This window comes from Tenacibaculum sp. AWR4_210 (assembly GCF_056160945.1).
In genome coordinates this window covers 520,491-535,205 of record NZ_JBSWYF010000002.1, presented here as the reverse complement: position 1 = coordinate 535,205, position 14,715 = coordinate 520,491, and the positions used below count along the sequence as shown (strand labels likewise).

Annotated in this window: 10 protein-coding genes; all 10 read right to left on the bottom strand. The window is 39.6% G+C overall.

The features are described from left to right. Positions 1-11: 11 nt before the first annotated feature. Positions 12-917: a cupin-like domain-containing protein gene (locus ACXAG7_RS05665; protein ID WP_476666236.1), complete on the bottom strand. Its 906-nt coding sequence runs from the start codon at positions 915-917 to the stop codon at positions 12-14. Between the two features lie 39 nt (positions 918-956). Beyond that, complete coding sequence (locus ACXAG7_RS05660) at positions 957-1,868, bottom strand: cupin-like domain-containing protein (RefSeq protein ID WP_476666235.1); 912 nt, start codon at positions 1,866-1,868, stop codon at positions 957-959. Positions 1,869-1,909: 41 nt separating this feature from the next. Further along, a complete protein-coding gene (locus ACXAG7_RS05655) occupies positions 1,910-3,289 on the bottom strand; it encodes an aspartate kinase (protein ID WP_476666234.1) in 1,380 nt (459 codons plus the stop codon). Between the two features lie 66 nt (positions 3,290-3,355). Continuing rightward, positions 3,356-4,057, bottom strand: a complete 702-nt coding sequence (locus ACXAG7_RS05650) for a 4'-phosphopantetheinyl transferase family protein (RefSeq protein ID WP_408042227.1) — start codon at positions 4,055-4,057, stop codon at positions 3,356-3,358. Positions 4,058-4,063: 6 nt separating this feature from the next. Further along, positions 4,064-6,145 carry a M50 family metallopeptidase gene (locus ACXAG7_RS05645; RefSeq protein WP_476666233.1) on the bottom strand — a complete coding sequence of 694 codons (2,082 nt, stop codon included), beginning with the start codon at positions 6,143-6,145 and terminating at the stop codon, positions 4,064-4,066. Positions 6,146-6,166: 21 nt separating this feature from the next. Then, positions 6,167-8,137, bottom strand: a complete 1,971-nt coding sequence (locus tag ACXAG7_RS05640; RefSeq protein WP_476666232.1) for a class 1 isoprenoid biosynthesis enzyme — start codon at positions 8,135-8,137, stop codon at positions 6,167-6,169. A 1,129-nt stretch (positions 8,138-9,266) separates the two neighbouring features. After that, a complete protein-coding gene (locus ACXAG7_RS05635; protein WP_476666231.1) occupies positions 9,267-11,810 on the bottom strand; it encodes a TonB-dependent receptor domain-containing protein in 2,544 nt (847 codons plus the stop codon). 62 nt (positions 11,811-11,872) lie between these two features. Next, on the bottom strand, positions 11,873-12,574 hold the full coding sequence (locus ACXAG7_RS05630; RefSeq protein ID WP_476666230.1) for a thioesterase II family protein: 702 nt from the start codon (positions 12,572-12,574) through the stop codon (positions 11,873-11,875). Positions 12,575-12,584: 10 nt separating this feature from the next. Continuing rightward, on the bottom strand, positions 12,585-13,022 hold the full coding sequence (locus ACXAG7_RS05625) for a hypothetical protein (RefSeq protein WP_476666229.1): 438 nt from the start codon (positions 13,020-13,022) through the stop codon (positions 12,585-12,587). Positions 13,023-13,038: 16 nt separating this feature from the next. Then, positions 13,039-14,715: a cyclic peptide export ABC transporter gene (locus tag ACXAG7_RS05620; protein WP_476666228.1), complete on the bottom strand. Its 1,677-nt coding sequence runs from the start codon at positions 14,713-14,715 to the stop codon at positions 13,039-13,041.

Below are 14,715 nucleotides of genomic sequence, written 5' to 3'. Positions count from 1 at the left end.
TCCGTTTTGTATTATACCCCTACGCTGTACTTTTGTTGAAAATACTGAACCAAATCGGTCGATTCAGATACTTCTCCATCCATAAAGAACTGCATAATCTCAAGTTGATCATCCTCTGGGTGCGCTGCTATGTGTTTGGTCATGCGCTCTAATTGCGTCTCATGAACAAAATTCCAAGTAATTGAAACACTATCCGACAAACAGGTCACATCGTGAAACCAACCTGAAGGGAAAAAGATAATCTCTCCTGGTGCCAGTACATCTTTATAATCAGGTGTTGTATTTTTAAAATTTGGGAATTTGGCATGATCCGGATTTTTTACGTCTACGAAGTCGGTACCATTCATTACTGAGGCCTCCTTTTGAGGACTGTACAAGTATATTTCTTTTTGTCCATAAAACTGACACAGTACTGCATTGCTCATAAAAGGATCTTTGTGCAAACGAGTTCTCGACCCTCTTCCCGATATAAACAGACCTTTATAGGGGTAACTGTATTCGTTAATTGGGCGCTTTGCTGCTTTGTGATTACTTGGAATCACTAAATTGGTATCCGGAATAAAATACGGTTGTGACCACGCGGGCTTCAGAGCCTCAAAAACCTTGTCAGACCAATAAAATTCCACTTCCTTTAGTTTGGTATACCAACGCATATAATTTTTAGCGGGTCCGTCTTCAGGAGCTCTATCAAAGTTTGTATCGATGTATTCTGACAGTGTTTGGATGGTTTGCAAGTCGAATAAGTCGTTGTACACCTGTACTATTTGATCACCAAAAGTAGCTTTTAGGTATTGGGGGGTAAACTTCTCCCTATCCCAATGCTCCATACCATCCGTGACAATGATGGGTTGATTAGCCTTGATGCACTTTTCTATAAATAATTCTGGGGTAATATTTTTAACTCTCGTTACTTCCATAATGTTTGGTTTTAAATAATTAATTAGTTGTGTAGCTCTTTAACTCACGTAGTTCAAATACGATTTGTACAGTGAAAAAATCAATTTTTCAGGCATGCGCAATCGCAGACCGCTGTACAATAAAGCGTTGTAATACACATTTTTTAACGGTGCTCCTTGCCAAAGCGTGTTCACTCCTTTCCAGGCTCCTTTAGCCGTATGCCAGTCTATGTTGAAAGAAATAGATTGACTGAGTCCATGCACTTGATGCAACATCCCTCCCGGCATGAATAAAATATCTCCTGGCCCCAACAACGCTTCGCGAATTTTTAGAGAGCCCGACTTAGGAAACTTTGAATAGTCGGGATTTTGAGGATCAAACTGAGCCCAACGCCACCCCTCGATGTAACACTTGTTGCGATCTTCAGCATCGATGAGTATAAATTTCTTTTCTCCTACTACCTGAAAAAACAAGTTATTCGTAAGTAGGGTGTCGAAGTGCAAGGGCGTAAGACTTCCGGTCGACCCCATAAAGAACTGAATATAATTTTGCCAGGTATTCGCATACCAGTCCGGCAATAAATCCTTAGGAAACGGATTAATGTCTTGAAGGTATTCTGGGAACAAGTAAAAAAATGGGATGTCGTGTAGGTATCCTGGCTTTTCTGCCGGCAACCCTAAACGCAGCTGTTGTTCGTAGTCCTCCAAACGGGCTACGTAATCACTGAGCAGCATTTGTTCTCGTTTTCCTTCACTGACATTCCCGACTTTGATCGCTACTTTTTTCCCTGTTTCTCTACTTTTAAAATAAGCCGTATCCCAATGGAGCGCTTTCCATTCCGCTGTCATTCCTTTGATGAGAACAGGTTTATTTTGAGAAACGTATTTCTCGTAGAACGTCTTTTTGTCTATGGTCTGTTCCACAGGAATATGTTCGAAGGTTTTTAACACATCTCTATCTAACACATTCATAATCGTAGTTTTATTTAAGTTCTTAAATTTTGAAGTTTATATTAGACCACCACATCAGTAGTAAGGTCAGTAGTTAACAGGCAATTGTGCAGTAGTTCAAGTACCTCTTTAAAGTTCCCTTTGTCAAAGATTAAGGAGATAGAATTGAAAAACATTCGGAAACCTACTACAGGAATTCCTTCTTGCGACAAGACTTCATTGATACGAATGAGCTCTTGTTTCTTATCCATACTCTGGCTCGTAATCGTTATCAAGGCTATGTTTCTCTTTTCGATGACCACTTTTCGAATCATTTCAGAAAACTGGGCTCCACTAACACCAGTTCCTGTACCAGGTGTAAAAAAATGTATGCACTCATCGGCCACCACGTAATACGATCGGCCATCATTTGACGAAGTTTTAATTCTGAAAAACAAGTAATCCTTATCGATGATCTCCTTGGTAAAATTTTTAGGCAAATTCCATTCTTTCTCAAAACTTATAATACTACATGCTTGATGTAAAGAGAGTGCTTTTTGAGCCGAACGATCTCCATTAATTACCTGTGTCCCTCTAAAATTTCTATTAAAGGTATTTCTAATGACAAAAGGGATGTTGTTTTTGGACAGCTGCCCAATAGATTCGGGATGAACCAATACATTAGACCCGAATTTAGACAAGTTTTTCAATTCGTCGAAAGAGATGTTCGTCAGTGAATGCGCTTTCGGAACCTTGTTGGGATCGGCTGTCATAATACCATTGACATCGGTCCATTTTGTCACACTATTTGCCCCTAATACAGTACCGAGTATGGTTGCGGTATAGTCAGAGCCGCCTCTACCCAACGTTGTCGTACTCCCCGTTTCAGTAGCTCCTATAAATCCGGTGATGACAAAATTCCCTGGATTGGCAACAAAAAAAGTACGAATTGCCTTCGCTGTTTGCTCCCAATTTACACGGGCATTCTTGTGATTATCATCTGTGATGATCAACCCACGGGCATCTTTAAATCGGAAATCTAGTCCGTAGCTCTGTAAGTAGCAGGTAATAATATTGGCCGAAAACAATTCGCCAAAACTTAAAATCTCATCGTAGTCCGCATCCGTTACCTTTCCTTTTTCAGCGAGTGCAGCTACCTTTACTCTAAAAGCCTTTTCAATTTCTTTGACAATCGCTTTACTATTTTCCAATTCGGTTTCAAAAAGGAAGTTTACAAAGTCGTCATGCCTATTCACTATTCGTTCCAAGACCTCTTTATAGGTTGGACCTCCTGTTTCAAGGGCATCTAATAAACTCAAGAGTTCGTTAGTGATTCCTTTTAAGGCCGAAACTACAACGAGTACCGGCTCTTGCTCCAAATCGTAACTCCTCAAGATATGTCGCATATTCTGAAGAGAAATTTTTGAACTGACCGAAGTGCCTCCAAATTTCAATACGTTCATAATAGTTATTTTGTAAGGTTAGTCTATAAGTATTCGTGAATGCACCATGTGCATGTAAATGACTTCTTAGGAAGTCTGTTTGTATAAATTTTGTACCAGCAGCAGGTGATATACCAACTCAGCGCTATCTAGTGTATGAATCTCTACCTCATAAATGGGTTTACTCGCCACCAAATGACAGGGATGAGATTTATCGATTTCTAGTTTATTAATAAACCACTGCTTGTTTTCCACTGTAACTCCAGCGGCATTGAGTCGAATTTTATCGAGAGGAATGTTCAGACCTCTCCCATCGGCTTTGCTCACGGCTTCCTTGATGGTCCAGTAATCAAAAAACCGGGTGTATTTACACGGAGCCTCCATGACATCTTCCCATTCTTGGTCACTTAAGATATTGGTAAACAATTCCAAGTCTATTCCTTCTGAAATCTGTTCGATATCGATGCCTATAGCCTCTTCGTTAGTACTGAAAGCACAAAGTACAAAGCTCCCTGCATGACTGATATTAAACGCCATTTGAGTTCCTATCGTCGGCTTCCCAAATTCGTCGTAATACACGTCCTTTAAACTTTTGTCTGTATGGCGTCTCAGCACCAACAACAACAAACAGCGTCCTAATAAAAAGGCCTGACGATCTTTCCAGAAACGAAATGTATTTGCTTTCTTTTGCAAAGGCTCTGGAACAAACTCCAACAGGGTTTCCCAAAGCTCTTTAGGAAACTCTTCTCTATTCTCTATACTGAGAACTGTGATGACATTTGACCACATTTCTTTTTAGTTTATGAGGTTAGTAATTTTCGCTTGTAAAGCAGTCTTATCCATCACGCCAACAATAGTATCGTTTCGGATTTCAAGGACTACCGGTACCGTTTTGGTAATCGATTTCAATAGCGTTCTCGGCACTTTATTGACTTCAAAAGCTATGGCTAGTTCACGGGCAAATACTTCGTACGCTTCAGCGGCCTCACTATACGTGATTCCGGCTACGACCTTGCCTCTTTGCTGTAGTGCATGCATCATAGGAATCGCTTCCTCACAATGTTTACAGGTAGGAGAGAACAACAATACATAACTGTTCTCTTTTTGTATTTTACTGATAGGTAATTGGTAACTGCTTACTGTTTTTCCGATAGCCTGCTTTACAAAATCGGCGTTATCAACACTGCCAAATTGCATTACTTGATAACTTATCAAGGCCACGGTACACAGCGATATCAACTGTAGCACTCCTATAGTGCCTTTGTTTTTCCACGATCCTTGTAGTAGTATCCATGCCATGAATACTAGTACTGCATTTTTTCCGAGGACCACAGCAATATTTTCGGAATTCAAAAAACTAAACGATCCGAAACAATCGCACTCTGTAATTCCCAACACCCAATATCCATAGCTGTATACTAGGCTCAACAGAATCAAAAACACCATCGAAAATTTAGCGGTGAATTTCTTGAATACAAACAGGGTAAAAGCGGCTGACAATGCCAACTCAACCCCCAGAATAAGCTGAGATACGCCTGAAAAATAAAGAGGGTATGCCGCAAGCTTTTCATTAAAACTCGGAAAATCGATCAACTTCCCAATGGCCGACAATCCAAATACGACTCCTAGAACCAAGCTCATCCCAAATTTTAGGTAGCCTTGCCCCTTTACATCAGACAAACGTTGGGCATTTCGCTGCCATAAACCTCGCACAAAACGTATAAAAAGCACGTAAAAGATTGTTGGAAAAATCAATGGTTTCCATAGCTCCCAACGCATGCCTGAGGTCCAGCTCTCTGTAATAGCAAGGCGTACATTTTGTGGAAATTGTAAGATTCCACTAGGATCATTTATTAATAGTAAGCTCAAAAAGAGTACAATCAAGCTCATGCTCACCACCGCGTAGAGTACCAACAAAACGTTTTGTCTGGTATAGGAAAAGGTCGCTACTCCTTGTACACTCTGTGCAAACTGACGCAATACTTGATTCGACGTAGCCCTTAGGTTGCTCACCCCCGAGATATCTGTCAATACCCAATAGCCATCGGTTCTAAAAAACGGATTGAGATTAAATGCTACACTGAGTACTCCTAAGGCGTACATCAATACGAGAAATTCAAGTTGACCTGTCCATTGGAAAAGCAGGGCAAAAATAGCTGCCAACAAAATTTGCATAAACAAGCCACCTAAATTTACGATGATTCTGTCCGATCTTTTCAACCGCCATATATCTGAAACATCGGCAAACATCACTGGTGTTAGCAGGTAAAAGCCCACACCGATGTCCCCGTGTTTTCCTCCCAACTTTTTACATGCCGCGGCATGACCAAACTCGTGAAAAAATATAGCTCCTGATAGCACTGCCCCCACAAAAACTGGTGATATGGCACGCCAATACGCATAAACATTACTCAAGAAATAAGGCAAATAGTAAATGGCAAATCCACCTACGACCAACAGCCCTATAATGAGCAAGCTATAAAACACGCTCGGTGAAAACAACGGTGCAAAAAACGAAGCTATCGGCCCCACGATACGCTTGGGAATGAGGGTAAAACTCAATTTTAAATAATCGGGTTTCTCCGCAACTCGGTATTCGTGTTCATCATTCTTAACAATGTGATATTTCCCCAAGGTATGATACAGAATATCATGAATTTGCTCCGGGCTCATTTGCTTCCCGTGTTTTGCATTAAAAACTCTGGTCAACTCATCAATGGTTTGTTCTCCATCAATGAGCTTTAACAAATTCACTACCGAATCATTTACCTTGATGTGATGGTTTAATTCCTTTTGCACTATTAAGTGCCCAGGACCATCGTACGGAAGGATTTCTATATGCTCAGAAACAACGGGTATTCTCGTTAAAATATTCATAGTATTATACGCTATTAACTCCTAATTTTTCATTTTTCCATAGGCTGTAAGTCCAGCCACACAGCTCACTGTCGTAAATACTCTGTGAAAATCTTGAAGTACACAATTGGTTCCACGATCAGCGAGTATCCATTTAATTTCAGGGTGATCAGCTCGCAACACTGCAGGATGCGGTATGCGCATGGCTGCACTGGCTGGCCAAGATCCGTCGATAAATTGTCCGGATGTAAGAGCAGTTACCAAGGCCTTTTTCGCTGCCTGATACTTTGCAAAATCCTCGTGTAAACAGAGTAATTCAAGCAATTGTCCTTGATACCAATAATTTTGTTTTTCGATTAACTTCTCTACGATACCTCCATCCATCAACTGCCAAACCTGCGGTAATAACCAAGAAATCATTTCGTAGTCGTCTCGTCGCACTGCAGCCTTTAGTAGCTGATTGAATGCGTAAATAGTAGAGGTCCACCAATAAGAATGCAGTGTCTCAGGCTCTTGAAGTGCCGCTATTAAATAGGTTCTCAACTGAACTAGTGCAGTTCCTTGATAATCCACTAAGGACAGTAAATCATATGCTGCCGCACTGACACAAAAATGCGATTGAGTCCATCCTTGGACTTCTTGAATACGATCTGAATTCAACGAAATCCTGACCATATCGTCATTTAGGTAGGTGCTAAACCCTCCGTCAGACTTTTGGTAGTCCAACCAGGCTGTCAAATAAGGGCTAATATCTATACCTTGGTTGTATAGAGCTTTCAAAACAAAGGTAGACGAGTCTGCATCTGAAATCCAACGGGTATTATAGCCCCATAAACCATCCGCATTCCTTGCCGCTTTCAATTTTTGGGGTAGGTTTAGCTCTTCAAATCGCAATCGAGCTTCCGAAGTCCAAAAGGATTGCGACATCACAAACCCGGTTGTCCAAAGGTCGCTATTTCCGGCATCGTTAAAATAATCTAACCACAATCCCGACTGTTCTTTGCGGGCCTCACTAATAAACTCAAGGCCTTTTCCCCTTTGTTCTTCCAGCGACATATGCTCCGAAACAGGACTCATAGCCAAGGAATTTTTGACTTCAAACACCGTGATAAACCCAGCTACATTCAACTGATTGCGCACGATGGCATTGTGGAGTTTTTGAATTTCAAACTCCCAATCTTTTAATCCAAATCCTTCACTGCATTGCTTGGCTTTTTGGAGATACTCCAACGCCTTATCGTATAAATCTTCAATAATTCCTTCTAAATAGAGGCTCTTCTTTAGCGTTCCGGGAGCTTGGTTTTGCAAAGCCTCAGTTCCAAGCCTCTTTTCGAGTTCGAAAAACGCTATATTAAACTGTCCGTTTTCCAAATCTTCTTGAAAATCGGTAATATCATCCGTAATCTGGAAGGCAGCATAATAAAACTTATGGGCCTCTAACAGACTGCCAAAGGTTCTCTGATCAGCATCCTGGGCTAAGGAAAAAAGTGCATCGATAGCTACTTTCCCAAAAGCGCATTTGTAATCTGCTAATTTTTCAAAATCTTCATAACTCTGAATAAGTGCGGCATTTTTATCCATTTCATAGGCTTTAGCATATTGAAACTTGCGCCCATTCCAGAGGGTCCAAAAGTTGTGATTGTTAGGAAACAGGCTCGCGAGTAACTTTATCGCTTCTTCCTTACAAATATCTGAGACTAGGAAGCCCATAAAATTGGCTCCAGTATCTTTTTTATCGACCATTTCATCGATCAACATCACCGCTTTATAATATAAAAAACCAGCCAAATTCAACGTCTCTAAATCCGAAGTACTAGGACCGTTAAAAGCCTCGCTAAACAAATAAGGATAGTAGGTATAATACGAGGGGTTATCACTGATAAATTTTTCATCCAAAATGATGGCAGCGATAGATTCAGGCAAATTCTTAGAGGCAAAATAGGCCTCTAATTGCCCTAAAAATTTTTTCTGTAATTCAGGGGCGTATAACGGTTGGGCATCGGTATAGATCATAATACTAGACTTTAATGGTATAAAAAGGTGTCGTTGGGGGATAAACAATAGAAGAGGAGAATTATCACCCTGGTTCCCCAGGGCAATAATTCTTATACTCAAAAGCTGCTTAGAAGTTACAGTTTACGTTGTTAGGCATGTATTGACATTCCCACGCTTGCATTTCTAAACGTTGCTCTAATTGTTCTACTTGAAATTCATTTGAAGTTTGATTGAAATTTTTCATGATTAAATTATTTAAAAATTGTGCTTACTCTTTTAAGGATTTTCAGCGTGCTCCTATTCATTTTTGGCATGAAACTCCCTAGCCTACACAATTATGTAAGCCTACCTAGTGCATTACGAAGCTCTGTGGCGATGTAAATTTTTGGCGGAGTATTGCCGTTAAACCGGGGTACTAATTAAAAGTTACAGTTTACGTTGTTAGGCATGTACTGGCATTCCCATGCTTGCATTTCTAAACGTTGCTCTAATTGTTCTACTTGAAATTCGTTTGAAGTTTGTTCGTATTTTTTCATACTAGATTGATTTTAAAAAAAGAGGGAAATTCCTCATGGAACCTCTTTTTATAGTTGGTTATTAATTAAAAGTTACAGTTTACGTTGTTAGGCATGTATTGGCATTCCCATGCTTGCATTTCTAAACGTTGCTCTAATTGCTCCACTTGAAATTCGTTTGAAGTTTGGTTTACATTTTTCATAATAAATTGATTTTAATAAAATTTCGCCTACTCTGAATAGGATTTTCGGCTTCCTCCTGTGATGGTGTTGTAATTAGAAGTTACAGTTTACATTGTTAGGCATGTACTGACATTCCCACGCTTGCATTTCTAAACGTTGCTCTAATTGCTCCACTTGAAATTCGTTTGAAGTTTGATTTGCATTTTTCATAATTAAATTGTTTAAATAATGGTGCCTACTCTAGCTAGGATTTTCGGCTTCCTCCTATATTTTAGACATGATGTTCCCAGGCCTACAAAACACTGTAGGCTTCACAGAATATCAGATGATACGGTGCTAACTCGGGTTACAAACGGTAGTAATTATTGATTCACAATCAGTTACCTAAAAAAACCAAACACTTATAACTATTTCGTTTACAAAATGTTAACCCTATATTAGTTCTTAATTTATTGCTTATACGGTTCTAAACGATCTGACTCTTTTTCAATTGCCGATTTACGTTCTTTGCGATCCTTTTTAAAGCCTCCGCCAAACTTGTAGGTAAAGGCCAATTTGATACTTTGCGTTTGCCAAGTGTTGTCTATGCGAACATCGGTATTAGGAAATGCACTTTTCCCGACGAAGTTGGTCCATGCAAAAACATCGTTTCCACTCAAGCGTAATTTTCCTTTACCTCCCCATAAACTCTTACCAATAGCCAAGGCTAGTTTTCCATAGGGTTCCTGAATAAATGTGTCAGTAAGACTGCGTGAAGTATACCAAGCTCCCAATTCAAATTTCCAGGTCGGAGCAAATCGGTACTGATGCAACATAAATCCAGTAAAGGTTCCTGTTGAAATCGAAAAATTAGTCCCTTGAACCATACCGTCCAATTGATTGCGACTGTAGTTCAAATCGATTGAAGTTACCCAGTTGTCCATCAAAGGTAAGCCAGCATTTAGCCCAATTCCATAAGAGGTTAAATCGTTCAAGTTATCCTTGCGAATAAAGGTTTCATTCTGGGCTGCATTTTGGAAAATAACATCGGTAATGATATCTTCGGTTTTGTTGTAAAAAGCCGTCGTAGTAATAGCGCCGCCCATCATCGCATAGCTCAGCTCAAAGTTGTTGCTAAACTGCGGATTCAACGCAGGATTTCCCTCTTCAAAAGTGTATTTATCGTAAAAATATCTAAACGGATTTAAATCTCTGTAATCCGGACGTTGAATTCTCCTTCCGTACGACAGTCCCAGCTGTGACTCTTCATCCAAATCATAGGTAAAGAATACCGAAGGTAGCCATCGGGTATAGGAATTTGTAAATTCCGTTTTTTGTGTTAACTGTTTCCCCGTAATCCTCGTCTGTTCCATTCGCACTCCTGCCTGCATGGTCAATTGCCCGAAATTTTGCGTGTAATTGACATAGGCCGCATTCACGTTTTCATCGTATTGAAAGTGATTTGACAATGCGGTATTTTCAACGAGTTGCCCGCTTGTTTTGTCGTAGAATTTAGCATTGTTGTCCGTAGCAACAAAACTCGTTTTTACTCCCATTTCAACCTTGCTTAATTCTGATAAAGGAAGTGCATAATCTGCCTTGGCTGTATAGATATCGATGGTTTGCGGCAAGTCGTTAAAAAGTACTTCTCGCGACGTTAGGTTGCCCGCATTGTTAAAGAAACTATTGTTAAACGTCTGATCTACTTCCGATTTGTATCGTAAATAATCTCCGTCAATAGACAGTTCCTGACCATCTGTATCGAACTTATGCGTCAAATGAATGTTTGCCTGTAAGTTGGTAAATTCGACATTTGACAAGGCCGGTCCTTCTAAACGCTGGGTCAATACATTGGCACTGTTACGCAAATAGGTGTCGTTTGCCGTATTTGTGGTTCCTTTGGTAAACTGAGTTCCTACAAGAAATCCGATCGTCGTTTTAGGCGTCACAAAATAATCCAATCCCAACCTGCTAGTCAGGAAGTTGTTTTCTCTTTTAATAAAGGTATTTTGTTTAAAAATTGCCGTTAAGTTATTCGATGCATCTCTAAAGTTCCTATCAATTTTGTAATCGTCAAAGTTATTTTTATCCGTATAGCTTACATTTCCAAAAATATTCACATGTCGGGTATTCGCATTCCAGGTAAGGCTGTTCGCAATTTCCGCATAGCGTCCTTGACGATACGAGCTGGCAACATCCATTTCCCAACCTTTTTGGTAATTTCTCTTGGTAATAATGTTGATTACCCCTGCATTACCGTCGGCATCGTACTTTGCCGGTGGATTGGTCATGACTTCTATTTTTGAAAATTGACCTGCAGGCATGCTATTGATATAATTGTCCAAATCAGCCCCCTGTAAATAGGAGCGTCTTCCATCGATCAAGACAATAACTCCCGACTTACCTCTCAAGGTTACTTTACCTCCATTACCTACATTTACTCCTGGTGAAATTTTCAATACATCTGACAAATTCCCACCATCAGCAGCCATGGTAGCTCCTACATCCAATACAACGCGGTCAATTTTTTTCTGTACTAACTTGCGTCGGCTGTTTACAACCACCTCATCCAACACGAGGTCGGGTTGTAATTTTACAGTGGGTAAAGTAATGGCCACCTTATCGACCAATATAGGCGTACGTACCTCTTTATAACCTACATAACTCGTGTGCATGATATAGTTTCCAAATCGGATTCCTTCAAATACAAAGGTTCCATTCTCTTCGGACAAGGCAATTTTGGCTATGCTAGAATCTTTAGCTCTGTACAACACATTGGTTGCAAACCCAATTGGACTGCCTGTTTCATCGACTAGTTTCGAATTAATGGTCGCAATTTTTCTCTGCTGCGCTTGCCCTTCGCTGATTGCTCCCAATAGCAAAGCCAGGGTAAATACCAAGGCCTTTGCCATTGAAAATTGTCTTGTTGTTTGTTGAATATTACTTACAATACGTTGCTGCTGTAATCGGAAATAAGCCATAGAATGCAACTCTTTCACAGTAGTAAATTTCATTTTCTTAGATATTTTATCTGCGAGTATCACAGAATATTAATAATAATTTGGTTCGTTTTACTTTATAGAACTACTGGTTTTTCTACCGAGTAGTTGTTAATAATTTCAGTAATTTTTTCGAGATGATTGAGGATAAAAAAATGATCTCCTTCCAAAAACTCAAAACTAAATTCCTTAGAGGTTTCTAACTGCCATCCTGTTAAATCCGCTTCTTTTGTAGTTTCTTCTGTACCACAAAAAGCTTTTATCGGAACGGGATAAGGCGTATTTTGCTCGTATATTTTTGTTTCGATGGCTTTGATATCTGAGCGCAGCACTGGCAACACAAAATCGAGTAGTTCCTGATTTTGAATCACCTCATCAGGCATGCCTCCTAATTTGATAATTTCCTGTTGGAAAGCGGCATTGCTCAATTGCGCTATTTTTGTTTTCAATCCTCTTTTTTCAGGTGATGGGCACCCCGTAGCTATAAACAACTGAGGCAACCTCTGTTGTTCATCACGAAGTTTGTGTAGCAATAAATTTCCGAGCATGGCTCCCATAGAATGACCGAATAAGACGTAGTCTTTATCGAGATACGCTTGCATTTGACGGAACAAATCGTCTGTTAACACATCCAAATCAGCTATCAGATCTTCTAGCATTCTCGTGCCTCTTCCGGGTAACTCTAAGGTTATCATTTCAATATGCTCAGAAAGGTAGGGCATAAAATTTCGGTAGGAATATTTATTACCTCCTGCATAAGTTAAACAGATTAATCGCATGGTGTTCATATTAAAAGTTCCAGAAGTAATTTTTTCTATTTTTTTGACTGATCGACTTTAAGGTCCACTGTCCACGTTCTCTTCGCAGCTTTAATTTGACCTTCATTTCTCCACAGAAAAATATAAACTCCGCTTTACCAGCACGTTCTCTAAAAGAGGCCTTCCCCATTTCAATAAACGGGTGACCTTTTTTGATGAGCCTTGACATTTCCTTATTATCCACGATGATTACTTTTTCGCCGAACATGTTTACGGACACCTCGGGAATTCTGTTTCCAGTAACCAATACAACAGGTAGGTATTCCTTGCCTTCGGCTTCCGTTTTTAAGAGCTCTTTCATTTCTTTGAGATCTAAAGCATATTGAAGCGGTGTTCTAATTTCTTGCGCGAGCATTGCTGTTGTATTCATCATTACAAATAGTATTAAGGTATTTAAAGTCGTTTGCATATCGTTTTCGTTTTTTTTAGTTGGTTAGTAGTTCTACAGGTTGTTCCTGAGCTAGCAACACCTGGTCTTGAACAATTTTTCCGTAGTTAAATTTCACCAAGCGCTGTGCTTGATCGAAATAAGCGTCGTCATGGGTTACCGCAATTACGGTTTTTCCGCGTTCCTTTAAATTCGGGATGATATTTTGATAGAAAAAGGCCCTAAATTCTGGATCTTGTTCTGCTGCCCATTCATCCAAAATGATGAGGTCTTTATTTTCAAACAAACTGTTGATAAAAGCCACCCTCTTCTGCTGCCCTTTTGACAAGGTCGTTTTCATTTTTCCTGTCTCTTCATTCAATTCAAAAACCTTTTCTAATTGCATGGTTTTTACCAGTTCTTTAAGTTCACTGGTTCGTTGAACATAGTCAAAAGCGTTGTAATTTTCGGCAAACAAGTAGTTATCAGTAAAGATACACGAGATTTGATTTCTGTAATACGCGTAGTTGTGAAGGTCTATCTCTTTTTCGTTCAGATAAATTTTTCCAGATGCCGGTTTATACAAACCTGCCAACAACATGATAAAGGTACTTTTTCCACTTCCGTTACCTCCGGTGATGAAAATACTGTCGCCCTTATTAATAGTAATGTTTAATGGCTGAAGGGTAAATACTTTTTCCTTTTGCTCGTTAAAGTACTCAAAGGTTACATTTTCAAAGCGAATTGATTTAAACTCCGTGTTGAAGTCGGTCAAATCTCCATGTGATAGTTCTTCTCCTTCTACCACTCCCAACACTTTGTTGAAATGGTTTAAACGCTGCACTGCTACTTTCATTTTTGTAAATTCCTGAATTGCTCCAACGACGGCCGTTACCGGACCCAGTAAAAACAAGATAGTCACGACAAAATTTGTACGAACATCAGGTGAAATAACGATGGTCGCAGGCAGTCCAAAAAGAATCACTCCCACCAAAAAGTACCCTGCGTAATTTCCCATTAGGTCGTTTACCAAATACTTGGTCACGGTACGAATGGTCAAATCTTTCACACGATTTCTATTCTTTTTCAAATAATCGTTGTACACCACATCGCTACGGTGTGAGTTCATCTTTATTTCTCGAAATCCTCTTAGAAAATCGTTGACATTATCTTGATACACATTGGCCAAATCACGAGCCTTATTGATGTCTTTTTCGATACTGATATTCCTCACCGAATACACCACAGCCAAAGCTACCAGCGTCAAGGTTACGATGAGTGCTCCTACCGGATGGGTTACAAATAAGTACACAACTCCAATAGCCACCATAATTCCTGCATTAAAGGCTTCAATAAAACTCTGAGGGAACTTTTGTAGCGTAGTAACATCGGTCATCGCTGTTCTAACCTTTTCTTCTCCTAACTCCTGAAACTCTTTATAGTCGGTAAACCTGAGCTTGTTAAATATGGAAAGATTGAGTTCATTTCCTAACTCATAAGTCAGTTTTATCATATAAGCCTGGAAAAAACGAGCAACGATAAACGAAACCACGATAAGGCCTCCGAAAATCATCCAATCGTATTTTTCTTCTACGAAAGGAAGTTGCTTCCCAGTAATTTTATTATTGATAAACAGCAGTAATGCCGAAGCCCAGACTGCATTGATAAGTCCTAATAGTCCCAAATTCACATAAAAAAACTTGGATTTTTTCTGTAATAATTTAAATAGTCCCAT